Annotated in this window: 11 protein-coding genes; 8 read left to right on the top strand and 3 right to left on the bottom strand. The window is 67.9% G+C overall.

All coding sequences use genetic code 11. From position 1 onward, the window contains the following. Window positions 1-121: 121 nt before the first annotated feature. Both BLQ73_RS17735 and BLQ73_RS32495 read left to right on the top strand, forming a co-directional pair. Entirely contained in the window at window positions 122-655 is a 534-nt protein-coding gene (locus BLQ73_RS17735) for a YbhB/YbcL family Raf kinase inhibitor-like protein (protein WP_093171586.1), read from the top strand. 86 nt (window positions 656-741) lie between these two features. Then, entirely contained in the window at window positions 742-954 is a 213-nt protein-coding gene (locus BLQ73_RS32495; RefSeq protein WP_218125917.1) for a hypothetical protein, read from the top strand. Between the two features lie 141 nt (window positions 955-1095). On the opposite strand, the gene BLQ73_RS17730 is transcribed toward BLQ73_RS32495, so the two are convergent. Together BLQ73_RS17730 and BLQ73_RS17725 are read right to left on the bottom strand one after the other, a co-directional pair. Further along, window positions 1096-3534, bottom strand: a complete 2439-nt coding sequence (locus tag BLQ73_RS17730) for a hypothetical protein (RefSeq protein ID WP_093171585.1) — start codon at window positions 3532-3534, stop codon at window positions 1096-1098. Window positions 3535-4134: 600 nt separating this feature from the next. After that, the gene (locus BLQ73_RS17725) at window positions 4135-5454 is read right to left on the bottom strand and encodes a KamA family radical SAM protein (RefSeq protein WP_093171584.1); all 1320 of its coding nucleotides are present in this window, start codon (window positions 5452-5454) and stop codon (window positions 4135-4137) included. A gap of 314 nt (window positions 5455-5768) precedes the next feature. Here BLQ73_RS17725 and plsX point away from each other — a divergent pair, with 314 nt between their 5' ends. The 4 genes from plsX to BLQ73_RS17705 all read left to right on the top strand — a co-directional run bounded on the left by plsX (window position 5769) and on the right by BLQ73_RS17705 (window position 12713). Further along, a complete protein-coding gene (plsX, locus tag BLQ73_RS17720; protein ID WP_275936297.1) occupies window positions 5769-6812 on the top strand; it encodes a phosphate acyltransferase PlsX in 1044 nt (347 codons plus the stop codon). A gap of 52 nt (window positions 6813-6864) precedes the next feature. After that, complete coding sequence (locus BLQ73_RS17715; RefSeq protein WP_093171582.1) at window positions 6865-9339, top strand: HAD-IC family P-type ATPase; 2475 nt, start codon at window positions 6865-6867, stop codon at window positions 9337-9339. An 18-nt stretch (window positions 9340-9357) separates the two neighbouring features. After that, window positions 9358-11082 (top strand): arginine--tRNA ligase, encoded by a 1725-nt coding sequence (gene argS / locus BLQ73_RS17710; RefSeq protein WP_093171581.1) that lies wholly within the window; start codon window positions 9358-9360, stop codon window positions 11080-11082. 305 nt (window positions 11083-11387) lie between these two features. Then, window positions 11388-12713, top strand: coding sequence for a hypothetical protein (locus tag BLQ73_RS17705; RefSeq protein ID WP_245691163.1), 1326 nt, complete (start codon window positions 11388-11390; stop codon window positions 12711-12713). 168 nt (window positions 12714-12881) lie between these two features. Here the strand turns inward: BLQ73_RS17705 and BLQ73_RS17700 are convergent, their stop codons facing one another. Then, a complete protein-coding gene (locus BLQ73_RS17700; protein ID WP_093171580.1) occupies window positions 12882-13268 on the bottom strand; it encodes a cell division protein SepF in 387 nt (128 codons plus the stop codon). Between the two features lie 1674 nt (window positions 13269-14942). Here BLQ73_RS17700 and BLQ73_RS17695 point away from each other — a divergent pair. Then, entirely contained in the window at window positions 14943-15491 is a 549-nt protein-coding gene (locus BLQ73_RS17695; RefSeq protein WP_093171579.1) for an RNA polymerase sigma factor, read from the top strand. Beyond that, window positions 15488-16348: a hypothetical protein gene (locus BLQ73_RS17690; protein WP_093171578.1), complete on the top strand. Its 861-nt coding sequence runs from the start codon at window positions 15488-15490 to the stop codon at window positions 16346-16348. The genes BLQ73_RS17695 and BLQ73_RS17690 overlap by 4 nt, the downstream gene beginning before the upstream one ends. Window positions 16349-16952 lie beyond the last annotated feature (604 nt).

Genomic DNA, 16952 nt, shown 5'->3' with positions numbered 1-16952 from the left:
ACCCACAACGAAGGCTGACGCGACTCCCCAAGGCTGACGCACCGGTTCGACGTTTGTACACCGACCGGCGGGCGACCAAGATGGTCCACAACATCGATCATCGTCCGCCGGGAGGCCAACGGTGTCCAAACAACCGCCGATCCCCTACGACTACCTGCCCGAAGTCCCCGCCCTCACCGTCGAAAGCGACGACATCCGCGACGGCGAACGCCTCTCGGACAAGCACGTCTTCAACGACTGGGGCATGAAGGGCCAGAACATCTCCCCCCACCTGCGCTGGTCCGGCGCCCCGAGCGGCACCAAGAGCTACGCGGTCACCTGCTTCGACCCCGACGCCCCGACCGGCAGCGGCTTCTGGCACTGGCTGCTCATCGACCTGCCGCCCGAGATCACCGAGCTGCCCTCCGGCGCCGGCAGCGGCGACTTCAAGGGCCTTCCCACGGGTGCGGTCCACACCCGCAACGACTACCCAAGGAAGGAGTACGGCGGAGCCGCGCCCCCGCCCGGCTCCCCGCACCGCTACCTGTTCGCCGTGCACGCCCTCGGCGTCGACCGCCTCGGCGTGGACAGCGACACGCCCCCCGCCCTCGTCGGCTTCAACATCACCGCGAACACCCTCGCCCGCGGCTACATCGCGCCGATCTACGAGTCCTGAGGCTAAACCGATCCCGCCACACCGGCGTCGTATATGCCAACGGGTCACGCGGATTTCCGATAGCATTCGAACGTCTATTCGAGACGATGCGTCAACGCGTCGGCTCACACCACAAGCTCGCGACTTTGGAGGGCACGATGCTTGAGCTGTCTTCCGCGATCGACCATCTGGCCGCCGAGGACCCATCCGAGCTGCCTCGCGCCAAACTGGTCGAGCAACTCGTCGAGCTGCACCGGCAAATGGCCCGGCTGCAGGTCCAGATAGCCCGGCGCACCTGGGTCCGGGCACCGCACATCTGACCCGGGGGGGTCGGCCCACACGGCGAACCGGGGCCCAGGGACAGCGTCCCTGGGCCCCGGCCCTGTGTTGCAGCGCATGTCACAGCGCGTGTTGCGGCGCCTCGGCCTGTCAGGTCACCCCTTCAAGGCCGACTCCGACCGTCAGCTGCCCGTCTGCGGAGCGACAGCCTTGATCAGCGGTGCCGCGACCTCGGCGATGGCCTGAGCCTCCTTGACCGCGACCGGCTGGGCGACCGGGGCCGCCGCCTTGTCACGAGCGGGAGCGGCCATGTCGCGCGCCTGCCCGGCAGCGTTCCACGCCTCGGCCGCGGGGGCCGAAGCCCACCAGGCGGCCTTGTCACGGCCCTGCGCGGCGGTGACCTGAGCCTGGGCGACCATGTCGTGCACCCGGCCGACGGCCTCCCACGCCTTGACCACCGGAGCCGCAGCCGACCACGCGGCCTTGTCACCGGCCTGCGGAGCCGAGACCATGCCCGACCACGCCGCCTTGTTCCGAGCCTGACCCGCCATCTCGCGGACCTGGTCGGCCTGAGCGGCGGCAGCGCCCTGCCACGCGGCCTGAGCCGCCGACGGAGCGGCCTGCTGGGCCGCAGCGGCCGGGCCGTGGACCGCGGACATCACGTGGGACGCCTGGCCGACGGACGTCGACAGCGCGTGGATGGCACGCTCCACGTCCTGCATGGCCCACTTCATGTCGCGGGCCATCTTCTCGACCGACTCCTTGAACACGTCACCGGCACCCATCGCGGGGACGCCGCTCACGGGCTTGGCCACCCACACCGCCTGCCAGCTCACCGGCTCGGCCGCGGGACGGTGCTGCGCGGTGGGCATGCCCGGGATGTGGGCGGCCACCTGCCACTCACGAACACCGGGACGCCAGACACCCTGCTCGGCACCGCGGTGGGCCTCCACCACGGGCTGCGCCGGCACGGGACCCTGGTGGGCCTTCGCCTGCTCGCCCTGAGCCACGTGCCGGCCGTGGGCGAAGTGCTCGCCCTGGTGAGCCTGCACCTGCTCGGCCCTCACGATGTGCTCGGGCTTGGCCACATGCTGCTCGGCCCGCACGATGTGCTCGGGCTTGGCCACGTGACCGGGCTTGGCCACCTGGTGTTGAGCCTGGGCGACATGCTCACCCTGAACAACGTGACCAGGCTTGGCCACGTGCTCCCGCTGAACCTGCTCACCCTGAACCACATGCTGCCCATGGGCGAAGTGCTCACCCTGGTGAGCCTGCACCTGCTCGGCCCGCACGATGTGCTCGGGCTTGGCCACATGCTGCTCGGCCCGCACGATGTGCTCAGGCTTGGCCACATGCTGCTCGGCCCGCACGATGTGCTCGGGCTTGGCCACGTACTGACCGTGCGTGAAGTGCTCACCCTGGGCCACATGCTGCCCATGGGCGAAGTGCTCACCCTGGTGAGCCTGCACCTGCTCGGCCCGCACGATGTGCTCGGGCTTGGCCACGTACTGACCGTGCGTGAAGTGCTCACCCTGGGCCACATGCTGCCCACGGGCGAAGTGCTCACCCTGGTGAGCCTGCACCTGCTCGGCCTGCGCGACGTGCTCGGGCCGCACCGCGTGACCGGGCTTGGCCACCTCGTGCTGAGCCTGGGCGACATGCTCACCCTGAACAACGTGACCAGGCTTGGCCACGTGCTCCCGCTGAACCTGCTCACCCTGAACCACATGCTGCCCATGGGCGAAGTGCTCACCCTGGTGAGCCTGCACCTGCTCAGGCTTGGCCACATGCTGCTCAGCCCTCGCGAAGTGACCGGGCTTGGCCACGTGCTCGAAAGGCTGGGCCTGCTGGGCCTGCTGGGCCTGCTGCGCGGCCTCTGCGGCCGGACGAGCCGCCTCCGGCATGGCCTGCGCGTGCATCGGGATGTCGCGGGCCTGCTCCTTCGGCGTCTCCGGCTGCTGCTGCCAGGTGGAGTGCATGGACCGGCCAGAGTCACGCATGGGCGCGTGTCCCTGCTCGCGTACCGCTGTCACATGGGCCGACGCCGGGATGTCGAAGGCCCGCTGCGGAGCGTTCCACTCCTTCTGCTCGGCAGCCTGCTGAGCCTCACCCTGGGCGGCGGCCCGACGGGCCTCGCTCGGGGCGGCCTCGTGGGCCTTGACCTGCGCGGCCTCGTGAGCCTTGACCTCCGCGGAGTGCGCGGAGTGCGCCATGTCACGCACGGGCGCGCCCGCATGTGCCATGTCGCGAACGATGGCCTGTGCGTGCGCCATGTCGCGGACCATCGTGTTTGCCCCGGTGTGGGCAGACGTGGGCATGTCACGCCACACCTGCGGCATGCCGTGCGCCCACACCTCGCGGTCGCGGACGGCTCCCTGGACCGCGCCGATCGGGCCCGCGGGCGCCAGGATCCCCGCGCTGGGCGGCGGGGAGCCCGGCTTGTGGGCCTGGGTGACGACGTGGGACATCGGGTGGGCCATCCTGTCGGCCGCGATCGGGGAGGTGACCTCCCCGGGCAGCGGGCCGTCGATCGAGGCGGACTGCGCCTGGACCGGTGCGGCGAAGGCCGCAGCGAGGCCGAAGCCCGCCGTTACCACCGCCACCTGAAGCGCTCTATTCATGACGAAAGCCTCCCGGCTTGTTAAGCGATTCAGCTTTCTCCGCATCCGGCCCGCAAGGCGTGGCTGCCATCGGGACGGAAACTTCGAAACATGAATCAATCCCCCGTAAACCGGTGGCGCACTGAGCATTCTCCATCCGGTCGGCGAGCCGCACCGAAGGGCCGCCTGACGGCCAGGCCATGCACCTGTCCGAGGCGACCGACCGACAGGCGGGCACCCGAGGACGAAAAAGCACTCGCCGTGGGGCACCATCCACGGAGCGTGCGTTCCGGCTCACTTGCTCGGGTATTTGTATCACCGCAGGCGGCGGCACCCAAGGACCCTATGGGCCGCGTGATACCAGGTCAGAGGCATATGAGCCCCTTCTGGAGGCAGCCTCGCCCGGGACGTGAGCACCCCGGGTCGGGGCCGAAAATCAGCATGCGGACCCGTTTCCGGCCATCCCCCACCGCACATTCACCGGTTAACCCTTATCGCCACGCACAACCGCTTTCCAATATGCTGGAAAACAGCCGGAAACCACCGGGAAAACAGGCACGGTGACGAGCGCTTGCAGATTTTCCGGTTGGCAGACGCCGACTTGACCGTGACAGCCGCAAATCAGGCCGAGATTCGCCTGTCCGCCACCGCGTCGAAGGGGAAGCGGTCCGCGAAAGCCGGGCGGAGGTCGGTGAGCCAGGTGGCCTGAGGGTCGTATCTCGCGAAGAACGGCCTCCCCACGAGTGCCGGGTCTCGCGCCTGGATGAGGTGGAGCACGAACACCCGCTGCCCCCCGATCTCCGCGATACCGTCCACGCACACCTTGCCCGGCGTGGCCGACATCGACGGTCCCCTGGCCGTACGGCATAGCCCCGACACGCCCGCGTAGGCGTCGCGGAAGATCTCGTAGGCCCTCGCCAGCGGCACCGCGAAGTAGTCCTGCGGGCCTGTGTCACGTTCTACGAACATGTAGTACGGCACCATGCCCAGCGTGACTTGGCGCCGCCACATGACCGACCACACGTCAGGGCTGTCGTTGACCGTGCGGATCAGGGGTGCCTGGGTCCTGATCACGGTTCCCGTGTCGAGGATTCTGGACACGGCACGTTCCACAATCTCGGGTTCCATCTCGCGGGGGTGCGAGAAGTGGGCCATGAACGCCAGGTTCTTGCCCGCCTTGGTCACCCGCGAGAACAGCTCCAGGGTCTCGTCGGCGTCAGGGTCGGTGACGAAGCGCTGCGGCCAGTACGCGAGCGACTTCGTGCCGATGCGGATGGATTCGAGTTGCTTGAGTTCGAGGAGGGGTTCGATGTAGCGCTTGAGGACCGTCCCCCTCATGATCATCGGGTCTCCCCCGGTGAGCAGCACGCTCGTCACCTCGGGGTGGGCCTGGAGGTAGGCCACCAGCGACTCGACGTCCCCCGAGGCCATCTTCAGCTCCGGCTCGTCGACGAACTGCGCCCACCTGAAGCAGTAGGTGCAGTAGGCGTGGCAGGTCTGCCCCTGCTTAGGGAAGAAGAGCACGGTCTCTGGATACTTGTGCTGCATGCCCGGCAGGGGCTCCGCGCCCAGGCGCGGCATGTTCAGATCGAGTTGGCCCGCCGGCTGCGGGTTGAGCTTCATGCGCACCTCGTGCGCCGCGGCGTTGAGCTCCCGAGCGGGGACCTCGTCACGCAGCATGGCCGCCAGCCGTACGACATCGGCTTCAGGCAGCATGTCCGCCTGAGGGAAGACCAGTCGGTATATCGGGTCGCAGGGCACGTTGGACCAGTCGATGAGGTCTTCCACGACGTAGGTGTTGGTACGGAACGGCAGCACGGTGGCCACCGCCCTGATCCGGAGTCGCTCCTCCTCGCCGAGGTCGGCGCGTCGGAGGAGTTCGTCCAGATGTTTAGTGGAGTAGGCCCGGAATCGGTCCCCGCCCCTCTGATCCAGGATCACTAAGCCGTCCCCTTCGGTGTTTCGCCTGGTAGAAACCCTTCAATGATGTTCTGTGAACTAAAAATACTCACATACCCGGACGGTACAGTTACACCAAGAGTTTCCGCATCAGCCCAGTTCATGGTCATTTATGCAAAGTCCTGACCAAGATTGACACCTCACGCGGTGTTGTCCGGCGGTTCCCAGGCGGATCACCGCATACGCCTACAGCAAGGGCATTCAAGATCAAAGGAGACCAGCGCCCTACCCACTGGTCAATCAGGGTGCGCAGCGTGCCTACGATGCGAGGAGAGTTCTTCCATAGAGGTGGCTGATTGCCAGATAACGAGGGTGACACCGGCTCAGAGCAGGCACCCATCGCACTTGACGCCATGGGCGGCGACCACGCCCCGGACGAGATCGTGGCGGGAGCCGTCCACGCCGTCAGGGAACGGGGGCTATCCGTTGTCCTCGTCGGAGCGCCCCGCCCCCTCCACGAGGCTCTGACACGCCACGGCGCCGCGTCCGAGATCCCCATCGTGCGCGCCGAGGAGGCCCTGGCCATGGACGAAGGGGCGCTCGCCAGCCTGCGCCGCCCGCGTTCCAGCATCGCCGTCGCCTGCCACCTCGTACGGCGGGGCGACGCCTCGGCGGTCGTCTCCGCCGGATCGACGGCGGGAGTCGTGGCCACAGGGCGCCTCCGGCTTCGCGGCCTGACCGGTGTGCCGCGCCCCGCGATCGCCGTCATGCTGCCGACCCTCCCCCACCCGACGATCCTGCTGGACGCCGGAGCCAACGCCGAGGTCAAACCAGAGATGCTTGTGCAGTTCGCGCATCTCGGGGTCGCCTACGCCGAAGCCGGCCTGAACATCAGACGTCCCCGAGTCGCCCTGCTGACCATCGGCAGCGAGGCCGAAAAGGGGAACAAGCTTGTCAAACGTGCCCATGAGCTGCTGTCCACCGCCCCCGGCGTCGAGTTCACCGGCAATGTGGAGGGCCACGACCTGCTCACTGGCGTAGCCGACGTGATCGTGACCGATGGCTTCACCGGCAACGTCGCGCTCAAAACGATGGAAGGCGCCGTCCGCTACGCCTTTGGTGAGCTGCGGGAAGCCATCGCCAGCAGCACAACGGCTAAAATCGGAGCGTTCCTCCAGCGGTCACGCATCCGCGACCTGCACCGACGCCTCGACTCCGAACATTACGGCGGTGCCGTACTCCTCGGGTTGAACGGCACTGTCGTGATCGCGCACGGCGCGGCGAGGGCCGCGGGCATCAGCGCGGCCTGCGATCTCGCCTCGACGCTCGTCCGGCAGGGCGTCGTCACACGCATCAGCGAGCGGATCGCCACCACCCATCGGCCGCACCGACTTTGGTGATCGATTTCCCCCGTAGTCTGGGTATTCCACGACGGCCGTCAGGGGAGAGCGCGTGGTCAGCCGCGGACAGACGAGGACAGGACTCACCTCTGCGGAGGTGACACGCAGGGTCGCGGCGGGTCAGGTGAACGACCTGCCCCGCAGATCGAGTAGGTCCTACGGCGCCATCGTCCGCGCGAACGTCTTCACCCTGTTCAACGCGGTGATCGGCGTGCTGTGGGTGCTGATCCTGGTCTTCGGCGCGTGGCAGGACAGCCTCTTCGGCCTGATCATCGTAGCCAACACGGGCATCGGCATCGTGCAGGAGGTGCGCGCCAAGCGCACCCTCGACCGGCTCGCCGTCGTAGGTGAAGTGCCCGTGCGGGTGCGCCGCGACGACACCGAACGGGAGATTCCACCCCGGGAGGTGGTGCTCGGCGACCTCGTACTGCTGGGCCCCGGCGACCGGCTGCTCGTGGACGGCGAGGTCACCTCCTCGCACGGGCTGGAGATCGACGAGTCGCTCCTCACGGGCGAGGCCGACCCGGTGCACAAGCAGCCGGGCGCTTCCGTGCTCTCCGGGAGCTTCGTCGTGGCCGGCGTCGGCGGCTATATCGCGACCAAGGTCGGGCGAGATGCCTACGCCGCCAGGCTCTCGGAGGAGGCCAGCCGGTTCTCCCTCGCCCACTCCGAGCTTCGCGACGGCGTCAACAAGTTCATCAAATACATCACGTGGCTCGTGATCCCCATCGGCCTGCTGCTGATCTACAGTCAGCTCCGGCGCGACACGACCTTCTCCGAAGCCCTCACCAGCGCGGTGGCCGGGATCGTGACGATGATCCCCGAAGGACTCGTGCTGATGACCAGCATCGCGTTCGCCGTCGGCGTGATCCGCCTCGGCCGTCGCAAATGCCTTATCCAGGAGCTTCCGGCCATCGAGGGTCTGGCCCGGGTGGACGTCCTCTGCCTCGACAAGACCGGCACCCTCACCGCCGGCGGCATGGACCTCTCCGAGGTGATCGTCCTGGATGACCGCCTTCCCGTGCACGACGCGCTCGCGGCGCTCGCCAACGCCGACCCGAGGCCCAACGCCACCGCTCTGGCCGTCCGGGCGCGCTACGACGACTCCCCCGGCTGGATCGCCCGGGCCAGCGTGCCGTTCTCCTCCGCCCGCAAGTGGAGCGGCACCGAGTTCGAGACGCACGGCGCCTGGGTGCTCGGCGCCCCCGACATCCTGCTCGAACCAGGCACCCCCGGGTACGGCGCCGCCGCCGACCTGGCCACCACCGGCCTGCGCGTGCTGGCCCTGTGCCGGGCCGATGACGGCGCCCTCGCCCGCCCCGACGAGCTCGGCCCGCTGTCGGCCGCCGCCCTGGTCACGCTGAGCCAGCGCATCCGGCCCGAAGCCCCCGAGACCCTCGCCTACTTCGCCAAGCAGAACGTCACCCTGAAGATCATCTCGGGTGACAACCCCGAGTCCGTCGCGGCCATCGCCACCTCCCTGAACATCCCCGGCGGAGACCGGGCCATCGACGCCCGCACCCTCCCGGAAGACGACCAGCACAAACTCGCCGAGATCCTGGAGACCCACACCGTCTTCGGCCGGGTCAGCCCGCAGCAGAAACGCCTGTTCGTCAGCGCGCTCCAGTCACGCGGACACACCGTGGCCATGACCGGCGACGGGGTCAACGACGTGCTCGCGCTGAAAGACGCCGACCTCGGCGTCGCCATGGGCTCGGGCAGCGGGGCCACCAAGGCCGTCGCCCAGGTCGTCCTGCTCGACGACAGCTTCGCGACGCTCCCCCACGTCGTCGGCGAGGGCCGCCGGGTGCTCGCCAACATCGAACGGGTGTCGAACCTCTTCCTGACCAAGACGTTCTACGCGATCGTGCTATCCCTGCTCACCGGCGTCGTCGGCCTGGCCTTCCCGTTCGCGCCACGCCACTCCACCCTGGTCAACGCGTTCACCATCGGCATCCCCGCGTTCTTCCTCGCCCTCGCCCCATGCGTCGAGCGCTCACGCCCGGGGTTCGTACGGCGTGTGCTGCGCTTTGCCGTACCGGCCGGAGTGACCTGCGCGCTGGCCACCTTCGGGTCGTTCGCCCTCGCGCACGTGTACTCCCCCGATCTCACCCTCGCGCGTACGGCGGGCGTGATCACCCTGTTCGTCGCCTCGTGGTGGGTGCTGGTCCTCATCGCCAGGCCGTACGTCGAGACGACGCCCTCCGGCAGGGCCGTGACCTGGTGGCGGGTCGCCCTGGTGGCGTCCATGGCCGGACTGTTCATGCTGGCCATGGCGCTGCCGTTCACGCGTGACCTGTTCGCGCTCCAGCCGGGCGACGTGGTCAACGATCTCACCGCCCTCGGCCTCGGCATCGTCGCCGCCGGAGTGCTGACCGCCGTCGTCGCCCTCGTACGCAACCACAGGCGTCCCGCCGAGCCCACGGCCCCGCCCGCACCCGCCGTGAGCCCTGGGGCGCAGGCCGCGCCCGACGGCCTCGGCAGGCGGACCGAGGGCGGTGGAAGGCAGGGAGAACCGCGTGGGTGAGCCGATACGCTTGACCTCATGACCGACCCGCAGCTTGTGCTCACCGGAATCCTCCAGCGGGCGATGGCCTCCGCGCTGGGTTCCGAGCACGCCGACGCAGATCCGCTGATCCGGCCCTCCCAGTTCGCCGACTACCAGGCGAACGTCGCGTTGAGCCTGGCCAAGCGGCTGCGACGATCGCCGCGGGACGTTGCGCAGAGCATCGTCGACCACCTCGACTTCCCGGGTGCCGTCGAGGTCAGCGGGCCCGGCTTCATCAACCTGACGCTGAGCGATGAGTGGATCACCGAGCAGACCCAGCGGCTCGTCGGCGACCAGCGCGGCGGCGTCGGGCACACGGACGCGGCTCAAACCATCGTCATCGACTACTCCGCGCCCAACGCCGCCAAGGAGATGCACGTCGGGCACCTGCGCACCACGATCGTGGGCGACGCGCTGGCCCGCACCCTGGAGTTCCTCGGCCACACCGTCATCAGGCAGAACCACCTCGGCGACTGGGGCACGCCGTTCGGCATGCTCATCGAGCACCTGCTCGACGTGGGTGAGCCCGCCGCCGTGGCGCAGCTCGAAGCCGGCGAGGGCAGCGAGTTCTACCAGGCGGCCCGGGCCAAGTTCGAGTCCGACCCGGCGTTCCAGCAGCGCGCACGGCAGCGCGTCGTGACCCTCCAATCGGAGGATCCCGAGACCATCCGGCTCTGGCACGTCTTCATGGACGCCACGATCCGCTACTTCAACAAGATCTACGCGATGCTCGACGTCACGCTGACGGACAAGGACATCGCCGGCGAAAGCATGTACAACCCGATGCTGGCCGACACCTGCGACGAGCTGGAGAAGGCCGGCGTCGCCCGCATCAGCGAGGGCGCGCTGTGCGTGTTCCCCCCCGGGTTCACCGGCAGCGACGACCGCCCGCTCCCTCTGATCATCCGCAAGAGCGACGGCGGATACGGCTACGCCACGACCGACCTCGCCGCCATCCGCCACCGGGTGCGCGACCTCAAGGCCGACCGCATCCTCTATGTGGTCGGCGCCGACCAGTCGCTGCACTTCCAGATGGTCTTCGCCGCAGCCCGCCAGGCCGAGTGGCTGCCCGACTCCGTCGCCGCCGAGCACGTCCAGATCGGCATGATGCTCGGCAGCGACGGCCGCAGGTTCCGCACCCGCTCCGGCGAGTCCGTCAAGCTGATGGACCTGCTCAACGAAGCCGTCGAGCGCGCCGCGGCGGCGATCAGCGATCGGGGATACGACGAGGCCACGCGGGATGAGATCGCTCAGGCCGTGGGCATCGGCGCAGTGAAATACGCCGATCTTTCGGTCAGCCACGACAGCGAATACATCTTCGACTTCGACCGCATGCTCGGCCTCACCGGAAACACCGGCCCCTACATGCAATACGCCACGGCGCGGATCCGGTCCGTCTTCCGCAAGGCCGGCGTCGAGCCGAAGGCGGCCGGCGGGCCCATCGTCCTCACCGACCCCGCCGAGCGGGCCCTGGCCCTCCAACTGCTCGGCTTCGGCAGCGTCGTCGAACACACCGCCAAGGCCGTCGAACCCCACCGTCTGTGCGCATACCTCTTCGAAACGGCCAGCGCGTTCAGCGTGTTCTACGAGCAGTGCCCGATTCTGCGATCCGATGTGCCCGCCGACATCCGCGCCTCGCGCCTCGCCCAGTGCGCCAACGCCCTCACGGTGCTCGAAACGGGCATGGCCCTTCTCGGCGTCCCCGTCCCCGACCGCATGTGACTCCCCCGTACGGCCCGGCCGGGCCGTACGGCCGTGCCGTACGGCGCGCGCCGGCCCCCTGACCGATGTGCGTGGCCGCAGAGCCGTCTGGGCATACGCCGCGTCCGTCACTGCTGAGCTATGTATGATCCCCTCCGGACATGTCCCCCTCTGGGCGTGCCTACCTCACGCATGGCCTCTCCTCGGGTTAGGCTTTGCGCGGTCATTGGAGTGTGCCTCCCCACAGGCCGGCCGACGGGCCGGGCCGCCATGAGCTCGACGGGGATGCGCGCTCCTCACGTCATTGGGGAGTTCTCCGCTTGAGCATGGACCTAACTGCGAATCCCCAGGCTGCGACGGAGCTGCACCGCTACGCCGAGGCGCTGCTGGCCAGCCTCGCCGCCCACGGCATCGTGCCTCCCCCGCCCCCCAGCTTCGACGACGTGCCCGACCTCTGGCTCGCCCCGGCGGCCTCCGCCCTCGTGGCCCTCCTCCACAACGAAGACGCCCTCCCCGACCTCGCCAAGGCCGCACAGCGCGACGAGCAGCGCACAGCCCTCTTCCTCTGCCTCGCCCTGGCCGTGGCGGGCTACGGCGACCGCATCCACGCCTCCTGGCTCGGCACGGCCTTCGGCGAGCTGTCCGTCGACAAGCCCGTCACCCACGGACAACGCGGCCTCTGGGTCGCCGCCGCCAAAGGCGCATACGGCCCGGCCGGGAAAATCTTCGTGCTCCGCAAGCTCGACGGCGTGGCCGTGGCAGACCAGGCTCAACCCGAAGAATGGCTGCGGGCCCTCGTGCCGGACGAACCCGCCGTCGTCATCCCGTCGTCCCTGTCCGACTTCCCCGAACTCGCGGAAGTGCCCGACATCGCCACCCCCACCCAGGCGTCGGCCCGGCTCACCCGGCTCAAAGCCCGATGCATCGAGATCACCTCGACCCGCCAGGCCAAGGAGCACTCCACCGCTCCCCTGCACAACCGCGGTGCCCGCCCCACCGCGGCCTGGTCACACGACGAGCCCCTGGCGGTGCTGCGCACCCTGATCGGCGCCTCCGGCCCCGAGGCCCCCATGGCCTCCCTCGCCAGCCACCTCCTCGACGACCTGCGACCGGGCGCCGACCCCCACCTGACGACCATCGCCCTCCACGTCGTCACCTCCGCCATCCGCTCCATGGCGGAACAGCAGCAGCACCTCACCCAGCACCCGCCGCCGTCCAGCGTCAGCGTGCCCGTGCTCGGCCACCGGATCCTGCTGCACCCCGAAGGCCCCGATGTCGACTCCCTCGCCGCGGCCGAGCAGGCGATCCTCGCCGAGGGCACCCCGCGGCGCGGCGGCCTCGCCCTGCCCTATGTCCTGCTCGCCCTCAGCGCGGTCGCCATCATCGTCGGCGTGGCCGCATCGTGGTTCTTCGTCGCACCCGCCCCGATCCTCGCCGCCGTCGCCGGCCACCGCCTGTGGGCTCGCCGAAAACAGCGACTCGCCGACGACGCCTACGTCACAGCCCGCATAGCCGAACTCCGCGACCTCGCCCAAGGCGCCGTGTGGGCCCTGCACGACTACGCGCGCGAAGCCGAACAGCGCGCCGAAACCGCGGCGTCCGACCTCACCGAACTCACCCGCCTCCTCCGCCGAGGCCCGCGCGCCGGCTGAACCCGCATGCGGCTATCGCCCGCCGGCAGCGGTCGCTCCATCCCGCTGCGCTTGGGGGGAGACCACTGCGGCCTGGGGAAGGCATACATCGTGGTCGCCAAGCGGCATGGACGGGGACCGTCGTCACAGCGCGTCAGCCGTACAGCAGCAGCCCAGGGCGCCCGCGGCTCACAGAAGGTCCACCTCAACGGTGGACGGCGCCAACAGGAACACCTTCTCCGCGATCCGGTCGATGCGCCCCTCGCACCCGAACGCCAACCCCGCGGCGAAGTCCACCATCCGCGTCGCATCCGGCGCAGGCATGTCCGAGACATCCAGGATGACCGCCTGACCATCCCGAAAGTGCCGCCCGATCAGCGGCGCGTCGCTGTTGTACTTCCGCGGCTGAATCATCAAGATCTTGCTTGGCGTGCTGACACTCCCCCATCGCTTCGCCGCACGCTCCGAGGCGGGCGCCCACTCTTCATACTCGACGTCATCATCATCGTAGACGTCGTCATACTCGTCGGCTCCGCCCAGGCCAAGGTAACTTGCCACCTTGCGCACTGTCCCCATCGGCTTGTCCTTTCCCCAGGAACTCGCCGCATACGGCTAGTCCCGACACATTTGACGGTAACCGACGATTCGGAGTTCGCCATGCGACACGCCCAGTGCCCATTCCAGTTTGTACGGCTTGCGCCCTAGTTTCACCTGGTTAAACCCTCGCCCTCCCCAGGCAAGGAACCCCACGAACCACCGCGCAGCGGTACATCCACCCGAGCCTTCCCCCAATCGAGCTTCGTCTCACCTCCACATCACCCCGAATTTCACCAATTTTCAGCACCAACCCCACCTACCACGACCACCCATACCACGGGCCCCCACCCAGCCCGAAGGGTGCCCCCAGAGACCGACCCATCCAGAAGCCTCGAATGCAAAAGAATTCACACAGCCGAAATTTTCAGCCGCTCACCCAAATACACCAGGCCAGAACCGAGCCTGAAGCAGCGAACTACAGACCACAAGCCCGACACACAGACCCCACCCCCAGGTATGGCACGAGCCCCATAAACCTCACCCCCTCGACCGACCTATAGCGCCGCGCCCCCCATATACGACATCGACGGCCACCACCTCGACAGAGAAAACCAACTTTCCCCTCCGGCAGGCATGTCATGGCGACCCATGAATAAGCAGCACGAGCGCCCAACAATCAGCGATGAATACAAAAATAAACATCACGGACCACCTGATTGCGAGTCGCCGAACACCCGCCCCAGAGGCAAAGACTTCCCCTCAGCCTACTTGCAAGTAAGCCGAGCCGACGCCAAAATCAGCTACAACCTTTGACGGCTCCAGCGAGTCCTATCCCCATCCCCAAAGCCGCCACCAAAGCCCTGCCGTCAAGCCAATACATCCACACCAAACACCCCGAATAATCCACACCACCCATCCCCTGGAACCGCAAATCAACAAATCCCTCACCCCGGTAAACCGACCCCTCCCATTTTCACCCCCGAACCACAGAAACCGCTTACATCGCCACCGTTAACAGGATTCACCCCACCATCCCCCGCGGCGGCCGACAATTGTCCACCGAGCGGATCACCCGAGCCCCCTCAGACAGACCGCAAACCGGCAAGAGCACATACATCATCGGGCTACAGGCACCACTCCCCGCGAACCACCAACCGCCTGCCCCTGCCCGGCCCCCAGCCACACCGCGCAACCGGAAACCCGGAAACCCGGAAAAGCGGCTTCCCAGCCTCAGAAGGAAGTCAGCCCCCGCCACTCCTCGATCCAGTGATCCAGCACCCCGCCGTACCACGCTCCTTCTGCAAACCTGGGTCCTGGCCGACAGCGCGCCCACCGCAGAAGCCGACCTCCCGCCCCCGCCTCGCCCCGGTGCATCGGGACACGAGCACCTGCACGTCGCGCCGTGGATCCGGGATGGTATTCAGTTGCAGTCGGCGCAGCCTCATGCCCCCTTTGCCCTGAGCGTGTGAGGGCGGGCTGCTTGGGCCGCTCGCCCTCCATCAACTTCAGCACCTCAGCTGAACACGGTCCGCATCGGCGCGCTTCTCGCCGTAACGGTGCGTACGCACGGCCACTGACCTTTCGGGCTCTGAACCGCTCCTGATGAAGTGCTGGCAGAACGTGAATCGTGCGGGCCTGTAATTCTGCGGCCACTCGCGGACACATAGTGATTGAAACCCCCTGTGCGTTCGAAAGGTCTGACGAGGATGACGCGTGGATGAAACAGACAACCGGCCTCGGTTCGAGGCCGTCTACCGGCGAACCTACGAGCAGATCTTCGGCTACGCCATGCGGCGCTGTTCGTCCGCCGAGGACGCGGCCGATGTCGTGGCCGAGACCTATGTGATCGCCTGGCGGCGGATGGATGAGCTCCCGCACGGCGAGGCCGGCACTCTCTGGCTGTACGGCGTGGCCCGGCGGGTCCTGGCCAACCACCGCCGTGGCGAGCGACGCAGAGCCACCCGGCACGCCGAGCTCACCGCCGAAGCCGAATCTCACTACCCTGCGACCTCCCCCCTGAGCGGGCCTGACGAGGTGCGCCAGGCCATGGACACGCTTTCGGACGATGATCGCGAGCTGCTGGCTCTGGCCATCTGGGAGGAGCTCGACTCCGGACAGATCGCCGAGGTGCTGGGGTGCTCGCGCAACGCCGCCCGCGTCCGCCTGCACCGGGCCCGCAAGCGCTTCGCCAAGGCCCTGAAGAAGATCCGCCCAACAGTCTGTGTCGAAGCGCGGACTCTCATCGAGAAGGAGTCACGGTGAACTACGACCAGATCTTCAAGGACCGGGCGAGGGTGCTGGACAAGGATCTGGCCGGCCGCGCGTTCTCCGCGGGGGCGGACGCGCTGCTAGCGGAGATCGTCCTGTTGGAGCGGGTTCCGGCCCGGCGGCGTTTCGTGCCGACTCCACGCCGGGCTCTGCTCGGGTTGGCGGCGACCGTCGTTCTGGCCGGGGCCCTGGTCGTCGGGCCGTCCCTGCTTGGAGCATCCGAGCAGGTGTATGCCACCCAGGCCGTGACGATCGACCGCGATGGCGACTGGTACTCCTTCTACATCACCGTCCGTGATCCCACGCCCGCCGAACTGGAAAAGGCCTTCCACACGGTCGGTCTGGATGAGGTCACAGTGAGGCTGGTCCCCGTGTCGCCGCAGGAACAAGAACCCGTCTTCGGGTTCGACAGGCCTGACCTTGAGGCGGGCGCGGCGGCGATCGTGTCCGATTGCGCCGAGCACGTCAATGGATGCCTGGAGGCATTCCGCATCGCCACGGACATCAATGGGCCCGCGCAGTTCTTCCTGGGCCGTCCCGCGAAGCCCGGCGAAAAGTACGCCTTCCGCGCCGATGCCACCTGGCCGGGTGAGGCGCTGGCGGGTGTCAAGATCCAGGGAACCTCCGTCGAACAGGCGGTGCGCCTCGTGCGCAAGCATGACTTGAAGGTGGCCTATGAGCTCGACTGGCCGACCGGGAATGGGGGCAGGGACGGTGGTAACGAGCAGAACGTGCCTGCTTCTCGCATCGATCCAGGATGGTCGGTCTCATCGGCTGAAACCTCCAACGACGGCGTGATCGTTCTACGCGTCGTGCCGGGCCCGGACGCGACCCGGCCGCCCGGCTTCTGACCGAATGCAAGCTCGATAGACATACGCGGACCCGGGCGTCCCCAACGAGAGAGGGACCTCGGAGGCGGTGTCCCTCCTCGCCGGTAGCCCCGATGCATTGCTTGCGTCGGGGCTACTCGCGAGGAAGACGCCGTGTCCAAGGTCCCCGTCTTCGTTATCCCGCATTGGCGTGTTCGACCGCCACGCGGATCCGAGCAAGCCGACAGGAATCGGTTCTGGTTTCGATGATCGCGCCGACCGCCGGTGAGCCGGTCGGCGATGGCCGCGCAGAGCCGCGGGTCGATGAAGGTTGTCGTCGAGCCGCCGAAGGCGATGGCTGTCCTTCTCTTCGCTCTGCCAGCCCCTAGAACAGCAGCTCAGCGCCTTGGCGGTCCAGCTCCATCCCCACAAAAAAAAGGGGGCCACCCGGCCCCCACAAAACAAAACCAGAACCCCCCACACCCCGCCGGCAACCCCACACCCCACCGACAACACCAAAACAACAAAAAAAGGGGGGCCGCCCCACCCCGGGCAACCCCCCAAAACAAGAAAAGGGCCACCCCACACAGGATGGCCCCTCTCATATAAAATTGTCCGGCGGCGACCTACTCTCCCACACCCTCCC

This window comes from Sinosporangium album (genome assembly GCF_900100605.1).
Taxonomy (GTDB): domain Bacteria; phylum Actinomycetota; class Actinomycetes; order Streptosporangiales; family Streptosporangiaceae; genus Sinosporangium; species Sinosporangium album.
Note: the sequence above shows the minus strand (reverse complement) of the source record. Positions and strands in the feature narration are given on the sequence as shown.

Bases quoted from the DNA above. Each gene is read 5' to 3' on its own strand.
- BLQ73_RS32495 (WP_218125917.1), top strand. From the start codon at position 742: ATGCGTCAACGCGTCGGCTCACACCACAAGCTCGCGACTTTGGAGGGC.
- BLQ73_RS17730 (WP_093171585.1), bottom strand. From the start codon at position 3,534: ATGAATAGAGCGCTTCAGGTGGCGGTGGTAACGGCGGGCTTCGGCCTC.
- argS (WP_093171581.1), top strand. From the start codon at position 9,358: ATGACCGACCCGCAGCTTGTGCTCACCGGAATCCTCCAGCGGGCGATG.
- BLQ73_RS17705 (WP_245691163.1), top strand. From the start codon at position 11,388: ATGGACCTAACTGCGAATCCCCAGGCTGCGACGGAGCTGCACCGCTAC.
- BLQ73_RS17700 (WP_093171580.1), bottom strand. From the start codon at position 13,268: ATGGGGACAGTGCGCAAGGTGGCAAGTTACCTTGGCCTGGGCGGAGCC.